This window comes from Ferrovibrio terrae, from assembly GCF_007197755.1.
GTDB classification, from domain to species: domain Bacteria; phylum Pseudomonadota; class Alphaproteobacteria; order Ferrovibrionales; family Ferrovibrionaceae; genus Ferrovibrio; species Ferrovibrio terrae.
Window position 1 is genome coordinate 2,933,487 of record NZ_CP041636.1, and the last position, 18,610, is coordinate 2,952,096.

17 protein-coding genes and 2 tRNA genes are annotated in these 18,610 nt (G+C 63.6%); 14 read left to right on the forward strand and 5 right to left on the reverse strand.

The window, feature by feature from the left end; genetic code table 11:
- Window positions 1-91 precede the first annotated feature (91 nt).
- Window positions 92-1,186 (forward strand): FIST signal transduction protein, encoded by a 1,095-nt coding sequence (locus tag FNB15_RS14230; RefSeq protein WP_144069339.1) that lies wholly within the window; start codon window positions 92-94, stop codon window positions 1,184-1,186.
- Window position 1,187: 1 nt separating this feature from the next.
- Here the strand turns inward: FNB15_RS14230 and FNB15_RS14235 are convergent, their stop codons facing one another.
- On the reverse strand, window positions 1,188-1,544 hold the full coding sequence (locus tag FNB15_RS14235; protein ID WP_144069340.1) for a VOC family protein: 357 nt from the start codon (window positions 1,542-1,544) through the stop codon (window positions 1,188-1,190).
- Between the two features lie 56 nt (window positions 1,545-1,600).
- A complete protein-coding gene (locus FNB15_RS14240) occupies window positions 1,601-2,656 on the reverse strand; it encodes an alcohol dehydrogenase (protein ID WP_144069341.1) in 1,056 nt (351 codons plus the stop codon).
- Window positions 2,657-2,766: 110 nt separating this feature from the next.
- On the opposite strand from FNB15_RS14240, the gene FNB15_RS14245 reads away from it, so the two are divergent.
- The 4 genes from FNB15_RS14245 to FNB15_RS14260 are packed head-to-tail and all read left to right on the forward strand — an operon-like array spanning window position 2,767 to window position 7,786.
- Window positions 2,767-3,531 carry an SDR family oxidoreductase gene (locus FNB15_RS14245; protein ID WP_144069342.1) on the forward strand — a complete coding sequence of 255 codons (765 nt, stop codon included), beginning with the start codon at window positions 2,767-2,769 and terminating at the stop codon, window positions 3,529-3,531.
- A gap of 4 nt (window positions 3,532-3,535) precedes the next feature.
- A complete protein-coding gene (locus FNB15_RS14250) occupies window positions 3,536-4,912 on the forward strand; it encodes a cytochrome P450 (protein ID WP_144069343.1) in 1,377 nt (458 codons plus the stop codon).
- A 13-nt stretch (window positions 4,913-4,925) separates the two neighbouring features.
- Window positions 4,926-6,326, forward strand: coding sequence for an amidase (locus tag FNB15_RS14255; RefSeq protein ID WP_144069344.1), 1,401 nt, complete (start codon window positions 4,926-4,928; stop codon window positions 6,324-6,326).
- Complete coding sequence (locus FNB15_RS14260; protein WP_246068694.1) at window positions 6,323-7,786, forward strand: NAD(P)H-hydrate dehydratase; 1,464 nt, start codon at window positions 6,323-6,325, stop codon at window positions 7,784-7,786. Before FNB15_RS14255 ends, FNB15_RS14260 begins: the two co-directional genes overlap by 4 nt.
- Here the strand turns inward: FNB15_RS14260 and FNB15_RS14265 are convergent.
- Window positions 7,755-9,014 (reverse strand): SulP family inorganic anion transporter, encoded by a 1,260-nt coding sequence (locus FNB15_RS14265; RefSeq protein WP_144069346.1) that lies wholly within the window; start codon window positions 9,012-9,014, stop codon window positions 7,755-7,757. The genes FNB15_RS14260 and FNB15_RS14265 overlap by 32 nt on opposite strands.
- Before the next feature lie 382 nt (window positions 9,015-9,396).
- Between FNB15_RS14265 and FNB15_RS14270 the strand changes: the two genes are divergently transcribed.
- The 3 genes from FNB15_RS14270 to tig all read left to right on the forward strand — a co-directional run bounded on the left by FNB15_RS14270 (window position 9,397) and on the right by tig (window position 11,666).
- The gene (locus FNB15_RS14270) at window positions 9,397-10,101 is read left to right on the forward strand and encodes a glycosyltransferase (RefSeq protein WP_144069347.1); all 705 of its coding nucleotides are present in this window, start codon (window positions 9,397-9,399) and stop codon (window positions 10,099-10,101) included.
- Window positions 10,102-10,201: 100 nt separating this feature from the next.
- Window positions 10,202-10,286 (forward strand) — tRNA-Leu (locus tag FNB15_RS14275).
- 57 nt (window positions 10,287-10,343) lie between these two features.
- Window positions 10,344-11,666: a trigger factor gene (gene tig / locus FNB15_RS14280; protein WP_144069348.1), complete on the forward strand. Its 1,323-nt coding sequence runs from the start codon at window positions 10,344-10,346 to the stop codon at window positions 11,664-11,666.
- A 67-nt stretch (window positions 11,667-11,733) separates the two neighbouring features.
- Here tig and FNB15_RS14285 read toward each other — a convergent pair whose 3' ends face one another.
- Window positions 11,734-12,279 (reverse strand): putative glycolipid-binding domain-containing protein, encoded by a 546-nt coding sequence (locus tag FNB15_RS14285; protein WP_185973558.1) that lies wholly within the window; start codon window positions 12,277-12,279, stop codon window positions 11,734-11,736.
- 143 nt (window positions 12,280-12,422) lie between these two features.
- Here FNB15_RS14285 and clpP point away from each other — a divergent pair, with 143 nt between their 5' ends.
- A complete protein-coding gene (gene clpP, locus FNB15_RS14290; RefSeq protein WP_342777582.1) occupies window positions 12,423-13,043 on the forward strand; it encodes an ATP-dependent Clp endopeptidase proteolytic subunit ClpP in 621 nt (206 codons plus the stop codon).
- 260 nt (window positions 13,044-13,303) lie between these two features.
- Window positions 13,304-14,566, forward strand: a complete 1,263-nt coding sequence (clpX, locus tag FNB15_RS14295) for an ATP-dependent Clp protease ATP-binding subunit ClpX (protein ID WP_144069351.1) — start codon at window positions 13,304-13,306, stop codon at window positions 14,564-14,566.
- A gap of 46 nt (window positions 14,567-14,612) precedes the next feature.
- Here clpX and FNB15_RS14300 read toward each other — a convergent pair whose 3' ends face one another.
- Window positions 14,613-14,954: an antibiotic biosynthesis monooxygenase family protein gene (locus FNB15_RS14300; protein WP_144069352.1), complete on the reverse strand. Its 342-nt coding sequence runs from the start codon at window positions 14,952-14,954 to the stop codon at window positions 14,613-14,615.
- Window positions 14,955-15,097: 143 nt separating this feature from the next.
- On the opposite strand from FNB15_RS14300, the gene lon reads away from it, so the two are divergent.
- From lon to FNB15_RS14320, 4 genes are all read left to right on the forward strand, one after another.
- Window positions 15,098-17,512, forward strand: a complete 2,415-nt coding sequence (gene lon, locus FNB15_RS14305; RefSeq protein ID WP_144069353.1) for an endopeptidase La — start codon at window positions 15,098-15,100, stop codon at window positions 17,510-17,512.
- Window positions 17,513-17,543: 31 nt separating this feature from the next.
- A complete protein-coding gene (locus FNB15_RS14310; protein ID WP_144069354.1) occupies window positions 17,544-17,816 on the forward strand; it encodes an HU family DNA-binding protein in 273 nt (90 codons plus the stop codon).
- Between the two features lie 117 nt (window positions 17,817-17,933).
- Window positions 17,934-18,455: a PAS domain-containing protein gene (locus tag FNB15_RS14315; protein WP_185973559.1), complete on the forward strand. Its 522-nt coding sequence runs from the start codon at window positions 17,934-17,936 to the stop codon at window positions 18,453-18,455.
- 79 nt (window positions 18,456-18,534) lie between these two features.
- Window positions 18,535-18,609 (forward strand) — tRNA-Val (locus tag FNB15_RS14320).
- Window position 18,610 lies beyond the last annotated feature (1 nt).

An 18,610-nucleotide genomic window follows, 5' to 3' on the forward strand; every position in this document is an offset into this window, starting at 1 on the left:
TGGGCGGAACAATGGCATAATTTCATGGTTTGGCGAATTCTCAGGCCATGGCGAAGTGTTATAGAGTGACGGGAAGCACAGGAGGTGCGGCATGAGTGAACAAACGACCGGCTCCCGCTTCCGTCTCGGCGTTGGCGCCGCGGAAGACTGGCGCATGGCTGTCGATGGCAGCCTGCTGCAGCTCATGCCGCTGGCCGACAGCGCCAATGTCGGCTTCGTGTATGTCAGCGACCGCATGGCCGACCGCATGCCGCAGATCATGAAGCGGCTGAGCGAGGCCACTGGCATTTCCAACATGATTGGCGCCTGCGGCTACAGCATCGCCGCCGGTGACAAGGAATATTGTGACGAGCCTGTGGTGGCCTGTCTGGTTGGCACCGTGCCCGAAGGCAGCGCCACCGTCTTCACGCGACCCACGGAACGTCCGCAGGGCTGGCTCGGCGTGGTGCATGCCGATCCGCAGGTGCCGGCCTTGCCCGAACTGATCGAGGATTTCGCCGAGGCGGCCGGGGCCTATCTGGTCGGCGGCCTGTTGGCGGCGCGCGGGCCGCGTCCGCAATGGGCGCGCGGCAGCATCGAAGGCGGCATGTCGGGCATCATGTTCAGCGAAGCGCAGCCGATGATGACCAGCCTGACGCAGGGCTGCAGCCAGGTCGGCGGCGTGCATGAGATCACGGCGGCAGATGGCAACGTGATCCTCGAACTCGACACCAAGCCGGCCTATGACGTGCTGCGCGACAGCTTCGCCGTGCAGTCGCTCACCGACCTGCGCAAGCTCAGCAGCGGTCTGATGGTGGGGCTGCCGATCAGCGGCACGGATCGCCCGGACTATCTGGTGCGCAACATCATCGGCATCGATCCGCAGGCGGGCGGCATTGCCATTGGCGCGATGGTGGAAGAGGGCGACCAGATATTCTTCTGCCGCCGCGACATTGAATCCGCCGGCCGCGACATGGACCGCATGCTGGCCGAACTGAAACGCCGCTGCGGCGACCGCGTGCCGCGCGGCGCCCTTTGGTATTCCTGCATGGCACGCTGCCAGGACCAGTTCGTGCAGTCGCCCAGCGAACTTGCGCGCATCCAGGCCGTGTTCCCTGACCTGCCGGTGGTCGGCATGTATTGCGGCGGCGAGATCGCCCAGTCGCGGCTCTACGGCTATACCGGCGTGCTGTCGCTGTTTCTGTAGGTCATGCCGGCGGATAGGGTTTGGGCGGCGTCGCCAGCGTGAACAGGTTGCCGTCAGGATCGCGCAGTTGCGCCAGCGTCGAATAGTCACCCTGAAAGTCTGGTCCCAGCGCGATCCCCAGAGTCTGCAGCCGGTTCCGCTCGGCGGCGATATCCTCGACGACAACGAACATCACGCCGGTACCGGAAATCTCCTCGTCGGTGGAGAGCGCCAGTCCGCCCCGATCGGAGAGTTCCCATTGCACCCATGTGTCCATCGGCCGGAAATCCGGGCCGCGGCCAAGCAGCTTGGTGTACCAGTCTTCGGCCGCGGCAAGGTCGGCGACAAGCAAGGCAGTGTAAGTTTTCTGCAGCTTCATGGTTTCCTCCGGGCCAGGTCCCGGAAGGAACACCTGCGCGGCCGGAGGGTTCCCGGTCAGGCCTCCAGCACGATCCGTCCCACTACCTGGCCGGCCTTCAGCTTCACCAGCGACTCATAAGCCGCGCCCAGCGGTGCCGCCGTGATCGGCAATGGCGGCAGCGCGGTCTGCTGCGCCAGCGCCAGCAGTTCCTTCAGCTCGACCAGGCTGCCGACATAACTGCCACTGACCCGCACGCTTTTCATCACATGCAGGCCGATGGGCAAGGTCGCCGTGCCGCCCAGCAGCCCGACCGTCACCAGATGCCCCGCCTTGCGTAAGGCCCCATAGGCGAAGTCGAAGCTGGAATTCGAGCCGGCGAAGTCGATGGCCGCCATCACGCCATCGGTGGCTTTCAGCAATGTCTTGAGCGCACCATCGGCGCGCGGATCGATGGCCTCCTTCGCGCCGAGCTGCAGCGCCATCTCGCGCTTGGCCGGATCGAGATCGGCCACGATGGGTGCGATGCCGGTCATGGCTTTGGCCAGCGCCACGCCATTCAGCCCGACGCCGCCGGCGCCGACGATGAGCAGGCTGTGGTCGGGTTTGAGCGGGCCGATTTTCCTGAGCGCCGAGTAGGCGGTCAGGCCGGAACAGGCATAGGTGGCCGCCAGCGCCGGGTCGAGACTGCCGATATCGAGCAGGTAACTCTCATCCGGTACCAGCACATGGCTGGCATAGCCGCCGTCGATGAAGATGCCGAGCGATTTCTGCGCACCGCCGCACAGATGCTCGTTGCCGTCGCGGCAGGGCGGGCAGGTGCCGCAGCCGATCCAGGGAAATACCAGCTTGCGCTGCCCGGCTTTCACGGTGGTCGCGTCAGGGCCGGTGGCCGCCACCGTGCCGGTGATCTCATGGCCCAGCGTCAGCGGCAGCGCGGCGCCGCCATTGGCTGCCACCACGCGCTTGCCGCCCCCTAAGTCGAAGAAGCCCTCCCAGATATGCAGGTCGCTGTGGCAAACGCCACATTTCTCGACGCGAACCAGAACCTCGCGGCCTTTCGGCTGCGGCAGCGGCTTTTCGCTCAAGGCGAGCGGCTTGCCGAACTCGGCCACCTGATAGCAGCGCAGCATGGGTGTCCTCCCTTAAGTCGAACCAAATGGTAGGAAGCGCGGCGGGCTGGTGTCCAGCCCTCAAACCGGTAAACTCTTCGGCGAGAGACAGAGAATCGCCGGGAGGACCAATGCTCAAGCAGATGTTCGATTTGACTGGCCGGGTGGCGCTGATCACCGGTGCCTCGCGCGGCTTCGGTGTGGAATTCGCCAAGCTGTTCGCCGAGGCCGGCGCGCTGGTGATCCTGAACGGCCGTCATATGGAAACGCTGCAGGCCGCCGCCGATGTGGTGCGCAGGCACGGCCTGGTCGATGTCGCGGCGTTTGATGTGGCTGACATTCCGGCCGGCCTTGCCGCCATCGAGGCGATCCAGAAGACTCATGGCAGCCTGGATATCCTGGTCAACAATGCCGGTATGAATATCCGCAAACCGCTGACCGAGTATCAGCTGGAAGAATGGCGTCAGGTGCTGGAAGTCGATCTCACCGCGCCCTTCGCGCTGGCGCAGGCCGCCGGCCTTGGGATGGCCAAGCGCGGTTATGGCCGGATCATCAATATCGGCTCGGTGATGTCGGTCTGGGGTCGCGCCAATATTCCGGCTTACTCCGCCGCCAAGCACGGCATCCTCGGCCTCACCAAGTCGCTGGCTGCTGAACTGGGCGCCAAGGGTGTCACCTGCAACGCCATTGCGCCCGGCTATTTCGAGACCGAGCTGAATGCCGAGCTGATGAAGAACGCCGAGTTCGTGAAATACGTCAACGACCGCACACCGCTGCGCCGTTGGGGCAAGCCGGACGAGCTGGCCGGTGCGGCCCTGTTCCTCGCCTCGCCGGCAGCAAGCTATGTGAATGGCCATCTGCTCACCGTCGATGGCGGCATGACCACGACGATGTAAACGCATGACGGCAGCAGCCAGCGACAATCTCGGTTTTATCCCGGCCTTTCCGGCGCGGCACGAACGCCGCCTGCCGCTGCTGCAACTGCTGAAGACGCTGCGCGAGAATGCCATCGGCACCTATACGCAGGATGCCTTCGAGCGCGACATCATTATCTATCGCCTCGGCTTCAAGCCGATGATCCTGGCCAACCACCCGGATCTGATCCGCCATGTCATGCTCGACAACGCGGCCAACTACGAACGCGATCCGGTCGGCAAGCGGTTGCTGGAGCCCGGACTGGGCAAAGGGCTGCTCACCAGCGAGGGCGCCGAGTGGAAGCGTCAGCGCCGCATGATGGCGCCGATCTTCCAGCCGCGCCGGCTTGCCGGCTTCGCCGCGATCATGACGGATTATTCCGAACGGTTGGCGAGGAAGCTGGCCGCGCTGCCGCCGACCTGCCATGTCGACATGGCCGAGCAGATGATGCTGCTGACCCTGGATGTCATCGCGCGCACCATGTTCGGTTCCGATGATGGCACGGATGTCTCGGCGGTGGGTGAGGCGATGGATCGCTATCAGGCCACGGTGCGGCCCAATATCCCCGACCTGATCGGTCTACCGCGCTGGGTGCCGCGTCCGGCTGCTGCCGAAGGCCAGCGCGCGCTGGCCGAGATGGATGCGATCATCAACGGCCTGATCCAGCGCAGGCGCGAGCGCGCAGAACTCGGCAATGACCTGCTTGGCCTGCTGCTGGCGGCCCGTGATGATGAGACCGGTGCTGCACTGGACGACCGCGAAGTGCGCGACCAGATGGCGACCTTCTTCCTCGCTGGCCATGAAACCACCGCCACCACGTTGGCCTGGACCTGGTATCTGCTCAGCCATGCGCCGCAAGTCGAGGCGAAGCTGCATGCCGAACTCGATACTGTGTTGGGCGGTCGCGCGGCCACCAACGCCGATTACGACAAGCTGATCTATACACGCATGGTGCTGGAAGAGGCGATGCGGCTGTATCCGCCGGCGCATACCACGGCGCGGCAGGCGATGGCCGAGGATCGTTTCGGCGACATCGCCATCCCGCCCGGCACCATGGTGATCATCTCGCCCTATATCATGCATCGCCATCGGCTCTACTGGCAGAATCCTGATGCCTTCGATCCGGAGAATTTCGCGCCCGAGAAGGCTGCGCAGCGCCGGCGCTATACCTATCTGCCGTTCGGCGCCGGCCCGCGCATCTGCATCGGGCAGGGCTTTGCCATGATCGAGGCGGTACTGATCCTCGCCACGCTGGCGCAGAAGCTGCGCGCCCGTCTGGTGCCCGGCGCGAAGGTGGCGCCGGTGGCCAAGATCACGCTGCGGCCATCGCCCGGCCTGCCAATGACCATCCAGCCGCGCTGAATAAGGACACAGGATGAGCGAAGACCTTTGCTACATGCCGGCGGCTGATCTGGTGGCCGCCTATCGCGCCGGCAAGCTGTCGCCGGTCGATGTCACGCAGGCCTTGCTCCAGCGCATCGCGACGATCAACCCGAAGGTCAACGCCTATAACCTGGTCGATGAAGCTTCCGCCCTGCGCGACGCGAAAGCCTCCGAGGCGCGCTGGAAAGCCGGCAAGCCGTTCGGGCCGATCGATGGCGTGCCGGCCTCGATCAAGGACATCATCCTGACCAAAGGCTGGCCGACCTTGCGCGGATCGAAGACTGTCGATCCCAACCAGGACTGGAATGAAGATGCGCCGGTGACGGCGCGGCTGCGCGAGGCCGGCTGTGTCATTCTCGGCAAGACCACCTCGCCGGAATTTGGCTGGAAGGGCGTCACCGACTCACCACTCACCGGCATCACGCGCAATCCGTGGAACACCGATCTCACGCCGGGCGGCTCGTCGGGCGGTGCCTCGGCGCAGGTGGCGGCGGGACTGGGCCAACTCGCGGTCGGCACCGATGGCGGCGGCTCGATCCGCATTCCGGCCGGCTTCACCGGTATCGCCGGCCTGAAACCCAGCTTCGGCCGCGTGCCGGCAGCACCCTTGAGCCCATTCGGCACGGTGGCGCATCTTGGGCCCATGACCAGGACCGTGCGCGATGCGGCGCTGATGCTGCGCGAGATGGCAAAGCCGGACGCGCGCGACTGGTTTTCGCTGCCGTATCAGGATGTCGATTACACGGCCAACCTGAACGATGGCGTGAAGGGACTGAAGATCGCCTACAGCCCGACACTCGGCTTCGCCAAAGTCGATCCGGAGATTCTCGCCGCCGTCGATGTCGCGGCGAAGCAGTTCGCCGCATTGGGTGCGACGGTTGAGCAGGTCGATCCGGGTTTTTCCGACCCGCTTGAGGTCTTTCACGCCCACTGGTTCATGGGCGCCTTCAATGCGCTGATGGCGCTGCCGAAAGAAAAATTCGCGCTGATCGACCCGGGCCTGCAGCGCACATTTGAGCGCGGCGCGGCGATCACCACCCGGCAGTATATGGAAGCGGTGAATGCGCGCGGCAAGCTCGGCGTACAGATGCGGCAGTTCCACGAAACATATGACCTGCTGCTGACACCCAGCCTCGCCGTGCTGCCCTTCACCGCCGGCCGTGTCGCGCCTGAATCGATGGGCGATGCGTATTGGACCGAATGGACGCCGTTCACCTATCCCTTCAACCTGACGCAGCAACCGGGGCTTTCGATTCCCTGCGGTTTCTCGAAATCCGGCCTGCCGATCAGCTTACAACTGGTCGGCCCGATGCATGGCGATGCGCTGGTGCTGCGCGCCGGCGCGGCTTACGAGGCCGCCACCGAATGGCACAAGGCGAGACCAAACCTGTGACACGCAACGCCGCACTCCTGACCGTTGGCGAGATGGCCGCCGCTGATCGCGCGGCGATCAGGTGCGGCGTGCCCGGTCTCGACCTGATGGAAGCGGCGGGCGCGGCGGTCGCGCGCATGGTGCAGCGGCATCATGCCAAAGGCGCTGTGCTGGTGCTCTGCGGTCCAGGCAACAATGGCGGCGACGGTTTCGTGGCGGCACGGCTTCTGAAGGCGGCCGGCCGTGAGGTCACGCTGGCCTTGTATGGCGCGCGTGACGCCGTGAAGGGAGATGCCGCCGCGATGGCGCAACGCTGGGATGGCGCGATACTGCCGGCCACGCCGCTGCTGGTGATGCAGGCCGATGTGATTGTCGATGCGCTGTTTGGTGCAGGGCTCAGCCGGGCACTGGAAGGCGCGGCGCTGGCGCTGGTCGATGCGGTGAACGAGTCCGGTGCCGCTGTGGTCGCAGTCGATCTGCCCAGCGGGCTGCATGGCGACGACGGCCAGCCGCGCGGCGCGGCCGCCATCCGCGCCACGCGCACGGTGACTTTCTTTAGGCCCAAGCCGGGCCATCTGCTGCTGCCCGGTCGTCTGCATTGCGGCGAGCTGCATGTCGCCAATATCGGTATTGCCGATGCGGTGCTGGCCGAGATCAATCCGCAGCAATGGCGCAACGATCCCGCCCTGTGGAAAGCCGAGCTGCCGCGCCTGCGTATTGATGGCCATAAATACCAGCGCGGCCATGCGCTGCTGCGCGGCGGCGACCGGCCCGGTGCTGCCATGCTCGCCGGTCATGCCGCTTTGCGCATCGGTGCCGGCCTCGCGACACTGGCGCTGCCGAATGACGCGATGACCCTGCCCGGCGGACCCGATGCGCTGATGCGGCAGCGTTGCGATGGCGCGCCGGATTGGCGCACGGCGCTGAAAGACGCGCGCCGCAATGCACTGCTGCTCGGCCCGGGCAACGGGATGGGCGCAGCGACACGCCAGATGGTGCTGGAGGCGCTGGCGACCAAGCGACCGACCGTGCTGGATGCCGATGCGCTCACCGCCTTTACCGACAATCCCAAGGCATTGTTCGCGGCGATCAAAGGCCCGGTGGTACTGACGCCGCATGACGGTGAATTCGCCCGGCTGTTTCCCGATCTCGGCCTGCTGCCCAAGCTCGCGCGCACGCGTGCCGCGGCGAAGATGAGTAACGCGGTGATCCTGTTGAAGGGCGCCGATACGGTGATCGCGGACGCAGATGGCCGCGCCGCGATCAACACGAATGCTCCTCCAGATCTGGCAACTGCAGGGGCAGGCGATGTGCTGGCGGGATTTGTGGTCGGTCTTCTTGCTCAGGGCATGCCGGCCTTCGAGGGGACCTGTGCCGCCGTGTGGTTGCATGGTGAAGCGGCCAGAGCAGGCGGGGCAGGGCTGATCGCCGACGATCTACCGCTGCTGGTCAGAGCGCCTCTCGCCGCCTTGCGCGGCTAGCCCGCGCTTTCAGCAACAGCGCCAGCGCCATGCCGGCGATCAGCGCCGTGGTGATGTCGGCCAGCACCGTCAATCCAAACGTCAGCGCCAGCACCGCCTGATCGCCGCGCGACGCATGGCGGAAGTCTTTCAGCTTGTCGGCCTCGCTCATGCCCCAGGCGACCACCACCAGCATGCCGGCCAGCGCGGCCAGCGGCACCATGCCGGCCAGCGGCGCGAGCAGCCACATGAACAGCAGCAGGAAGGCGGCATGCAGGATGCCCGACATCGGCGTCAGCGCGCCGGCGCGGATGTTGGTGGCGGTACGCGCCAGCGCGCCGGTGGCGGGCAGGCCGCCGAACAAGGCCGAGGCGATATTGGCGATGCCCTGACCGATCAGTTCGATATTCGAGCGATGCTGCCGCCCGGTCATGCGGTCGGCGATCACGCAGCTGAGCAGGCTTTCGATTCCGGCCAGCAAAGCAATGGCGATCGCGCTGGGCAGCAGTTCATACAGGCGCGCGATGGTGATCCCGCGCGGCAGTTCGGGCATCGGCAGCATATGCGGAATCTCGCCGAAGCGGCTGCGGATGGTTTCGACCGGCAGGGTGAAGACCTGCACCAGCGCGGTGGCGATCACGATGGCGATCAGCATCGCCGGCCAGGTCGGTTTCCAGCGGCGCAGCAGCAGGATGATGCCCAGTGTGATGAGCGCAATGGAGGTCGTCAGCAGGTCGAGGCTGGGCCAGGCATGCGCATACTCCGACCAGCGGTCGATGAAGTCGGCCGGCACATGCTGCATCTGCAGGCCGAAGAAATCCTTCACCTGGGTCGAGAAGATGGTGAGCGCGATACCCGCCGTGAAGCCGATCACCACGGGATGCGGGATATGCCGGATCAGCGTGCCGAGTTTGAAGGCGCCCAGCAGCACCAGCATCGCGCCGGCCATCAGCGTGGCGATCACCAGCCCATCATAGCCATGCTGCTGGATCACGCCATAGACGACGATGACGAAGGCGGCGGTCGGCCCGCCGATCTGGTGCCGGCTGCCGCTGAGTGCAGAGATGACGAAGCCGGCGACGATGGCCGTGAAGAGGCCTTTGTCCGGCGTGGTACCCGAGGCAATTGCGATCGCCATGGCCAATGGCAGCGCAACGATGGCGACGGTAAGTCCGGCGAGCGCATCGCGGCGCAGGCTGCCGATGCTGTAGCCCTCGCGCAGGCAGGTGATCAATTTGGGTACGAACATCGCGGCCACTCCGCCACCACGGCTCTGGTATTATAATACCGCGAAACCGTCTTGGCTATGGCCTGTTTGCCGGGCCGGTGCTGCGCTGGCTCTATGTCAGCGGTTCGGCGCTCCGCTGAACACGCAACTGCATGCCTGTGTTGCAAAGCGGGTACAGGCCTTGAATTTCATTATGTTCAGCATATGTTCTGATATCGCATGAGTAACTTTACGCGCTGGACAGGCGGAAGGCGGGATGGACGCGGTTAGACCCCTCAGCACCAACTGAACCTTGAACCAGCTCTAAATAGACCTGACTTGGCTTGCGCTGGATCAGGGCCGCGTTAACCATTGGAGTGTAAGCAGAGTCTGCCCCTATCGTGTCCGGGCCAGGAGTTTTTCGATGATTCGCGTTTTCATCGGCTACAGCCGCTCGGCCCCGGTGGCCTCCAGCGTCGCCGCCCTCAGCATCAACCGCCGCGCCTCGCGGCCGGTGGCGATCACGCATCTGGCGCTGAACCAGCTGGCCGACATCTACACCCGCCCGCATCACGAGCTGCAGTCGACCGACTTTTCCTTCTCGCGCTTCCTGACGCCGTATCTGGCCGGTTTCGATGGCTGGGCGATCTTCATGGACGACGACATGCTCGTTCTGGACGACATCGCGAAGCTGTGGGAGCTGCGCGACGAGCGCTATGCCGTGCAGGTGGTCAAGCACAACCATGTGCCCAAGGAAGACGTGAAATTCCTCGGCAAGGCGCAGACAAGGTACGAGAAGAAGAACTGGTCCAGCGTCATGCTGTTCAACTGCGCCAGATGCACTGCGCTGACCCCGGATTACGTCAATTCCGCCACCGGGCTGGAGTTGCACCAGTTCAAATGGCTCGGAAACGACGAGCTGATCGGCGAAATACCGCATCGCTGGAACCACCTGGCCGACTACGACCCTCACCAGACCGACGTCGCCATCGTGCATTACACGATCGGCGGGCCTTTCTATGACGACTTCAAGGATTGCAGCTACAGCGCAGAGTGGCTGGCCGAGCGCGCCGAGATGCTGCATTGCGACCAGAGTAAGGCGAAAAGGCCCGCTAAGACGGGCACTTAAGTATCGCTGGGAGGCGGGCTGGAAAACCGGCCAAAAGCCTCGCGCGGCCCAAATCTCCGTGCTATAGACTGCGCCTTCGCGCCGGCCCCGGTGCGGGCAAGCGGGCGTGGTGGAACTGGTAGACACGCAGGATTTAGGTTCCTGTGCCGCAAGGCGTGTGGGTTCAAGTCCCTCCGCCCGCACCAGTCCTCCCGGCGGCGAATTGCGATAGCAGATTCTTAGAAGAGACAGGTAATTCGGTCATGCAGATCACGGAAATCAGCGCCTCGGGCCTGAAGCGCGAATACAAGGTCGTCATCAACGCCGCCGCGCTGGAAAGCACCGTCAACGAGAAGCTTGAAGCGGTCCGCGGTCAGGTGAACATGCCGGGCTTCCGCCCGGGTAAGGCGCCGGCGGCCCTGATCAAGAAGCAGTATGGTCGCGCGCTGCTCGGCGAGGCGATGGAAGAGTCGGTGAACTCGGCCCTGCAGAAGACGCTGGAAGATAACAAGCTGCGTCCCGCGATGCAGCCCAAGGTCGATATCCAGACCTTCGAGGAGGGCAAGGATTTCGAATGCACCATCGCGGTCGAAGTGCTGCCGGAAATCGTTCCGGGCGACTTCAAGCAGATCAAGCTGGAGCGTCTGGTCGTTGAGCCGAATGACACCGAGGTCGAAGAGTTCATGACCCGTCTGTCGGACCAGCAGAAGACCTACGAGAAGGCCGACAAGGTTGCCGAAAAGGGCGACCAGGTCGTGATCGACTTCTCGGGCAGCGTCGATGGCGTGAAGTTCGATGGCGGCACCGCCACCGATTATCCGCTGGTGCTGGGCTCGAACAGCTTCATCCCCGGTTTCGAGGACCAGCTGGTCGGCATGAAGGTCGGTGAACAGAAAATCGTCAAGGTCACCTTCCCGGAGGCCTACGGCAACAGCGATCTGGCCGGCAAGCCTGCTGACTTCGACTGCACCCTCAAGGAAGTGCGCGCCGCTGCCGCCGTCACCATCGATGACGAATTCGCCAAGCGTTTCGGCCTGCAGTCGCTGCAGGAGCTGAAAGACAACGTCAAGCGCGACCTCGGCTCGGAGTACAAGAGCCTCGCCCGCATGAAGATGAAGCGCGGCCTGCTCGACCAGTTGGCCGACCAGCACAGCTTCGACGTGCCGCCAGGCATGGTCGAAATGGAGTTCGGCCAGATCTGGAACGAGATTTCGAGCGACAAGTCGCGTCTCGAAGCCGAGATGGCCGAAGAGAAGAAGTCTGAGGACGAGCTCAAGGCGGAATACCAGAAGATCGCCGAACGTCGCATCCGCCTCGGCCTGCTGCTGTCGGAAATCGGTCGCATCAACAACATCGAAGTGAAGTCGGAAGAAATCACCCGCGCCATGATCGAGCAGGCGCGCCGCTTCCCCGGTCAGGAGCGTCAGGTGATGGAATACTTCCAGAAGAACCCGGAAGCCGCGCAGAGCCTGCGCGCGCCGATCTTCGAGGACAAGGTGATCGACTTCATCGTCGAGATGGCCACCGTCACCGACAAGACCGTGACCAAGGAAGAGCTGCAGAAGGAAGTCGAAGCAGTTTCGTAATCGTGCGCTTTTTTCTCGACTGAATCGACGCCGGGGTTCACGCCCCGGCGTTTTTTCATTTTTAAGCTCAGGCCGCCATGCGCCACAGTTCAGGATACAGGCTGGCGAAGCCGTTCGGCGCGATCTCCAGCACGGCTTCATAGGGGCCCTGCGGCGAGGCATAGCGGTAGGCCTCGCCATCCAGGCAGGCATAATGCTGCGGCAGTTCGATCAGGCTGGTCTGCTTGAGGTCGAACCATACCACCGGGATATCGGCGGCCTGGCCCGGCTGGAGCGCCACGCGGCGCAGTTGCTGCATATTGGTGGCCGGCGTGAAGCCGAAGTCGAGATCGACCAGATGGGCGAGGCCGTGGGTGTGTCCGTCGAGGTACCAGCCATCGTCGCGCCGCTCGATCACATGATCGAACCGCTGCCCGGCCAGCCAGCCCCGCACGCTGCCGCGCCGGCTCTGCCAGCCGGCATCGATCTCCACGGCGTAGTTCACGCAGGCGGGCCCGTCATCGTGACGGAAAACCGCCGTACCGTGCAGCAGCCAGCCACTATCCTGTCGCTGGAGGGCGGCGGCGTCGTGGCCTGCGGTGTACAGACATTCCCAGAAGGCGAGCTCCGTCATGGGGCATGCTCCGTGCTCATATCTGACGGTAAACCCGCCACTGTCCGGACAGGTTCCAGTCCCCCGCCCATTGAAGGAACCACAGGTCTGCGCCACATTAGGACAACAACATTCCTCGTATTTCAGGGCGCCCCATGGAAAAGATGGTCGATACATACATGAACATGCTGGTTCCGATGGTGGTCGAGCAGACCAACCGGGGCGAGCGCTCGTATGACATCTATTCGAGGCTGCTGAAGGAGCGGATCATCTTCATGGTCGGCCCGGTGAACGACACCATGGCCAGCCTGGTGACCGCCCAGTTGCTGTTTCTCGAAGCCGAAAACCCGAACAAGGAAATCTCATTCTATATCAACAGCCCCGGCGGGCTGGTGACGGCCGGCATGGCGATCTACGACACCATGCAGTACATCCGTCCCAAGATTTCCACGCTGTGCATCGGCCAGGCCGCCTCGATGGGGTCGCTGCTGCTCGCCGCCGGCGAGAAGGGCATGCGTTACGTGCTGCCGAATGCGCGAATCATGGTCCATCAGCCGTCCGGCGGCTTCCAGGGCCAAGCCGCCGATATCGAGATCCATGCCAAGGAAATCCTCGATATGCGCGCCCGGCTGAACGCCCTTTATGCCAAGCATACCGGCCAGGATGTCGACCGGATCGAACTGGCCATGGAGCGCGACCGCTTCCTGACTCCCACCGAGGCCAAGGAATTCGGCCTGGTCGACGAGGTGGTCGACCGCCGCCCGGAACCGGTGGCCAAGAAGTAAGTTCGGTAAATAAAGCCGGAATGCCGGCTCCAAACGCGGGGCCGGCGCCGGCCTCTCCCAGTCGCCGGGGTGGGCCGGCCGGCGCACTTGTCAGACCACCCTTAAGCGTTAAATCATGGTTATGTGACCTGATTCCGGGGCCTTAGGTGAAATCGGCGGGGGGTATCTCCGTTGTGCAGGCCGTCATGGTTCCTTATTATGATGATTCGATGGATTAGGGCCCCGCGTCGCCCGGCGCCGGCCCGCTCAGCGGAGTAGGCATGACCAAATTGAGCGGCAGTGACTCCAAGAATACGCTGTACTGCTCGTTCTGCGGTAAGAGCCAGCACGAGGTGCGTAAGCTGATCGCCGGTCCGACGGTGTTCATCTGCGACGAGTGCGTCGAGCTCTGCATGGATATCATCCGCGAGGAGCACAAGTCGGCCCTGGTGAAGACCCGGGACGGTGTGCCGACCCCGCAGGAGATCTGCCGCGTACTGGACGACTATGTGATTGGGCAGTACCACGCCAAGAAGGTGCTGTCGGTCGCGGTACACAATCACTACAAGCGCATCGGCCAGGGCGGCAAGAACAACGAAGTCGAACTCGCCAAGTCGAACATCCTGCTGATCGGCCCGACCGGCTGCGGCAAGACTCTTCTGGCGCAGACGCTGGCCCGCATCCTCGAAGTGCCCTTCACGATGGCTGACGCCACCACACTGACCGAAGCCGGTTACGTGGGCGAGGATGTCGAGAACATCATCCTCAAGCTGTTGCAGTCGGCAGATTACAATGTCGAGCGCGCGCAGCGCGGCATCGTTTATATCGACGAAGTCGACAAGATCAGCCGCAAGTCCGACAACCCGTCCATCACCCGCGACGTGTCGGGCGAGGGCGTGCAGCAGGCCTTGCTGAAGATCATGGAAGGCACGGTTGCCAGCGTTCCGCCACAGGGCGGCCGCAAGCATCCGCAGCAGGAATTCCTGCAGGTCGACACCACCAATATCCTGTTTATCTGCGGCGGCGCCTTTGCCGGCCTCGAGAAGATCATTGCCGGTCGTGGCAAGGGCAGCTCGATGGGCTTCGGCGCCGAAGTGCGTGGTCCCGATGAGCGTCGTGCGGGCGAAATCCTGTCGGAAGTCGAACCGGACGACCTGCTGAAATTCGGCCTGATCCCGGAGTTCATCGGCCGCCTGCCGGTGATCGCGACGCTGAACGATCTGGACGAACCGGCCCTGGTCGACATTCTGACCAAGCCGAAGAATGCGCTGATCAAGCAGTATCAGCGCCTGTTCGAGATGGAAGACGTCAAGCTGACCTTCGCCGACGAGGCGGTGGCTGGCGTCGCCCGCAAGGCGATCGCACGCAAGACCGGTGCGCGTGGCCTGCGCTCGATCCTGGAAGCCATCCTGCTCGATCCGATGTTCGATCTGCCGAACATGAACGGTGTCGAGGAAGTGGTGATCTCGACCGACGTGGTCGAAGGACGCGCCAAGCCGCTGCTGATCTACGCCGATCGCAAGCAGGAAGACGTCAGCGCCTGATCACACCACAGGCCTCATGGCAGTGCGACTTTCGCGGGCCGCCCTTTCAAAGGGGCGGCCCGTAGTGTTCTACCAGCGGAAAAGGCTCGTAAAATCCGTGCAGTAGGGCGCGCCAGCGGCGGTAATCGTCGGAGCGGCGAAAACCTTCCTCATGGGCGGCCACGTCGGCCCAGTTAACCACCAGCAGATACCGCTGCGGATTTTCCAGGCAGGGCCGGACCTCGGCGCTATGGCAGCCCGGCTGGCGTCGGATCAACGGCATCGCTTCGCTGAGCGCGGCCTCGAATGCCGGTGCATGCCTGCCGCGAAGGTCAAGCACCGCCACCTCCAGTATGCCATGCCGCGCCGGACCCTGAGCGTAGCCTGTGGACGACTCGGTCCCTGTCATCGTGATGTTCCTTCAGGGTGTGGAAAAACCGCCCATCCCTTGACGGACGTTGTTGGAATTCCCATCTTAATCGCAGTCAGGCGGCGCAAAAAGGATGCCTTCATGGCCCCTTGGGCCGGCCGCCCTCCAGGAAGAAACCTCGCATGTTCACATCGCCCCGCGCCCAAGTTTTCCCGGTCCTGCCGCTGCGGGACATCGTCGTATTCCCGCACATGATCGTGCCGCTGTTTGTCGGTCGCGAGAAATCGGTGCGGGCGCTCGAAGATGTCATGAAGGACGATAAGCAGATTCTGCTGGTCGCCCAGAAAAATGCCGGTCAGGACAACCCGAATCCGGAAGATATCCATGCCGTAGGCACCATCGCCTCGGTGCTGCAGCTGCTGCGTCTGCCGGACGGCACCGTGAAGGTGCTGGTCGAGGGCAGCCAGCGCGCCAAGATCGTCAAGTTCAACGAAAACGCCGAGTTCTTCCAGGTTCAGGCTGAAGTCATTTCGGATGACTCCGGTGAAGGCCGCGAGACCGAGGCGCTGTCGCGTTCGGTGATCAACCAGTTCGAACAGTATGTGAAGCTGAATCGCAAGATTCCGCCCGAGGTGCTGGTTTCGCTCAACCAGATCGACGATGCGTCCAAGCTGGCCGATACGGTCGCGTCGCATCTGACCATCAAGATCAGCGACAAGCAGGAACTGCTGGAGATTGCCAGCGTGGTGGAACGCCTCGAGCGCGTTTATGCCATGATGGAAGGCGAGATCGGCGTGCTGCAGGTCGAGAAGAAAATCCGCTCGCGCGTGAAGCGCCAGATGGAGAAGACCCAGCGCGAGTATTACCTCAACGAACAGCTCAAGGCGATTCAGAAGGAGCTGGGTGAGGGCGAGGACGGCCGCGACGAAGTGGCCGAGATCGAGCTGCGCATCAAGAAGACCCGCCTCAGCAAGGAAGCCCGTGAAAAGGCGATGGCCGAGGTGAAGAAGCTGCGCTCGATGAGCCCGATGTCGGCCGAAGCGACCGTCATCCGCAACTACCTCGACTGGATGCTGTCGATCCCGTGGGGCAAGCGCAGCAAGATCAAGAAGGACATCAAGAATTCCGAAAAGGTGCTGAACGACGACCATTATGGTCTGGAGAAGGTCAAGGAGCGTATCCTTGAGTATCTCGCCGTGCAGCAGCGCTCGGGCAAGCTGAAGGGGCCGATCCTCTGCCTCGTCGGTCCGCCCGGCGTGGGCAAGACCTCGCTCGGCAAGTCGATCGCCAAGTCGACCGGTCGCAACTTCGTGCGCGTGTCGCTTGGCGGCGTGCGCGACGAAGCCGAAATCCGCGGTCACCGCCGCACTTACATCGGCTCCATGCCCGGCAAGGTCGTGCAGTCGATGAAGAAGGCGAAGACCAACAATCCGCTCTTCCTGTTCGACGAAATCGACAAGATGGGTCAGGACTTCCGCGGCGATCCGTCTTCGGCGCTGCTCGAAGTGCTCGACCCCGAGCAGAACAGCACCTTCAGCGATCACTATCTCGAGGTCGATTACGATCTCTCGGACGTGATGTTCATCTGCACCGCCAACAGCCTGCGCATGCCGCAGCCGCTGCTGGACCGCATGGAGATCATCCGTATCCCCGGCTACACCGAGGATGAGAAGATCGAAATCTGCAAGCGTCACCTGATCGAAAAGCAGATCGAAGCTGCCGGCCTGAAGAAGGGCGAGTGGTCGATCACCGACGAAGCTTTGCGCGACCTGGTTCGCTACTACACCCGCGAAGCCGGCGTGCGTTCGCTGGAGCGCGAACTGGCCAACCTGACCCGCAAGGCGGTGAAGGAAATCCTGTCGAAGGGCGTGAAGTCGATCAAGGTCACGCCGAAGAACCTCGACAAGTATGCCGGCGTGCGCCGCCATCGCTACGGCGAGGCCGAACTGGAAGATCTGGTCGGCACCGTCACCGGCCTGGCCTGGACCGAGGTGGGCGGCGAGTTGCTGACCATCGAGTCCGTCATGCTGCCCGGCAAGGGCCGCATGACCATCACCGGCAAGCTGGGTGAGGTGATGCAGGAATCGGTGCAGGCCGCCCGCTCGTTCGTCCGTGCCCGCGCGGTTGCCTTTGGGGTGAAGCCGCCGATCTTCGACAAGCGCGACATCCACGTCCACGTGCCCGAGGGCGCCACCCCGAAGGACGGCCCCTCGGCCGGCATCGCGATGGTCACCTCGATCGTCTCGGTACTGACGGGCATTCCGGTCCGCAAGGACGTGGCGATGACCGGCGAGGTCACCCTGCGTGGCCGCGTGCTGCCGATCGGCGGCCTGAAGGAGAAGCTGCTGGCCGCCCACCGGGGTGGTATCAAGACGGTGCTGATCCCGAAGGAGAACGAGAAGGACCTGGTCGAGATCCCGGATAACGTGAAGAAGGGGCTCGAAATCATCCCGGTTTCTACCTGCGAGGAGGTGCTGAAGCATGCTCTGGTCGCGGAATTGAAACCAATTGAGTGGAGCGACGTTGACGATCTGAGTAAACCCGCCGTGGTCGAGCCTGAAAAGGAAGGCGACCGCGAGGGTGTGGTCAAACACTGACCGTGATTAGAGCAGTGCGGAGGGCTCCAGCGTGAACAAGCAGGACCTGATGGCCCAGGTGCGCGACACCTCGGGTCTCAGCAAGGAACAGGCAGAGCGGGCCGTAGAGTCGGTCTTCGAACTCATCACCGAGGCGTTGCGCCGCGGTGAGGAGGTCAGGATCGTCGGCTTCGGCAGCTTCTTCGTCGGTACCCGGGCCGCCAGCCCGGGCCGCAATCCCCGTACGGGTGAGCGGATCGACCTGCCGCCGACCAAACAGCCGAAATTCCGCGCCGGCAAGACGCTGAAGGAAGCGGTCGGCTGACGCAGGTATTTTCCTGCAGCAAATTTCAGCGGCCGGCAGTCTCTGCCGGCCGTTTGCTGTTTGTGGCGCATGTGGGCGCCGCCTGCCATGATGACAGCGTTAGCAGCAGGGCGGGTGATGACTGAGAAGACCGGAACGATCGGTGAGCGCGCCATGCTTGACCCGGCCGAGGGTGACCTGCTGGTCGAGATCGATGGCCCGCGCCATCCGGGCGCGGTGGCGCTGTACCGGCTGTGGCAGGAGTTAAGGCCGGCGGGCAATGGTGTGCCCCAGCGCGACGATCTCAGCTTCGAGCGGCTGACCGAACTCGGCATCGTCAGCAACTGCTTCGTGATCGAGCCGCTGGAGGGCGGCCGCGACTGGCGCTACCGGCTACTGGGTACGGCGATAACCTGGCTGTTCGGCGGCGATGCCACCAACATTCCCTTTTCGAAGCATTTCATGCCCGAAGAGGCCGAGCTGTGCATCCGGCTGTCGAACCGCGTGGCGCAGTCGCGCCAGCCGGTTTTCCTGTTCGGCCGTTTCCAGCCCGGCGATTTCAGTGGCACGCTGGAAACCATGTCGTTGCCGGTGCTGGCGCGCGATGGCGAAACGGTCTGGCTGATCGGGGCGAGCTTCCCGGTTGAAACCAAGGACTAAGGTCGCTGGGCCGCCTTGCCGGGCGATGGCGGCATCTGGTATGAAGGCCGCCTTCGCTGCCCGGTTCCGGGAGCAGAGCGGGCGATTAGCTCAGCGGTAGAGCGCCTCGTTTACACCGAGGATGTCGGCGGTTCAATCCCGTCATCGCCCACCAT

Coding starts and splice junctions, on each gene's coding strand:
- FNB15_RS14285 (WP_185973558.1), bottom strand. CDS start 12,279: ATGACGGAGCTCGCCTTCTGGGAATGTCTGTACACCGCAGGCCACGAC.
- FNB15_RS14230 (WP_144069339.1), top strand. CDS start 92: ATGAGTGAACAAACGACCGGCTCCCGCTTCCGTCTCGGCGTTGGCGCC.
- clpX (WP_144069351.1), top strand. CDS start 13,304: ATGACCAAATTGAGCGGCAGTGACTCCAAGAATACGCTGTACTGCTCG.
- clpP (WP_342777582.1), top strand. CDS start 12,423: ATGGTCGATACATACATGAACATGCTGGTTCCGATGGTGGTCGAGCAG.
- FNB15_RS14315 (WP_185973559.1), top strand. CDS start 17,934: ATGACTGAGAAGACCGGAACGATCGGTGAGCGCGCCATGCTTGACCCG.
- FNB15_RS14240 (WP_144069341.1), bottom strand. CDS start 2,656: ATGCTGCGCTGCTATCAGGTGGCCGAGTTCGGCAAGCCGCTCGCCTTG.
- tig (WP_144069348.1), top strand. CDS start 10,344: ATGCAGATCACGGAAATCAGCGCCTCGGGCCTGAAGCGCGAATACAAG.
- lon (WP_144069353.1), top strand. CDS start 15,098: ATGTTCACATCGCCCCGCGCCCAAGTTTTCCCGGTCCTGCCGCTGCGG.
- FNB15_RS14245 (WP_144069342.1), top strand. CDS start 2,767: ATGCTCAAGCAGATGTTCGATTTGACTGGCCGGGTGGCGCTGATCACC.
- FNB15_RS14255 (WP_144069344.1), top strand. CDS start 4,926: ATGAGCGAAGACCTTTGCTACATGCCGGCGGCTGATCTGGTGGCCGCC.
- FNB15_RS14300 (WP_144069352.1), bottom strand. CDS start 14,954: ATGACAGGGACCGAGTCGTCCACAGGCTACGCTCAGGGTCCGGCGCGG.
- FNB15_RS14235 (WP_144069340.1), bottom strand. CDS start 1,544: ATGAAGCTGCAGAAAACTTACACTGCCTTGCTTGTCGCCGACCTTGCC.
- FNB15_RS14265 (WP_144069346.1), bottom strand. CDS start 9,014: ATGTTCGTACCCAAATTGATCACCTGCCTGCGCGAGGGCTACAGCATC.
- FNB15_RS14270 (WP_144069347.1), top strand. CDS start 9,397: ATGATTCGCGTTTTCATCGGCTACAGCCGCTCGGCCCCGGTGGCCTCC.
- FNB15_RS14250 (WP_144069343.1), top strand. CDS start 3,536: ATGACGGCAGCAGCCAGCGACAATCTCGGTTTTATCCCGGCCTTTCCG.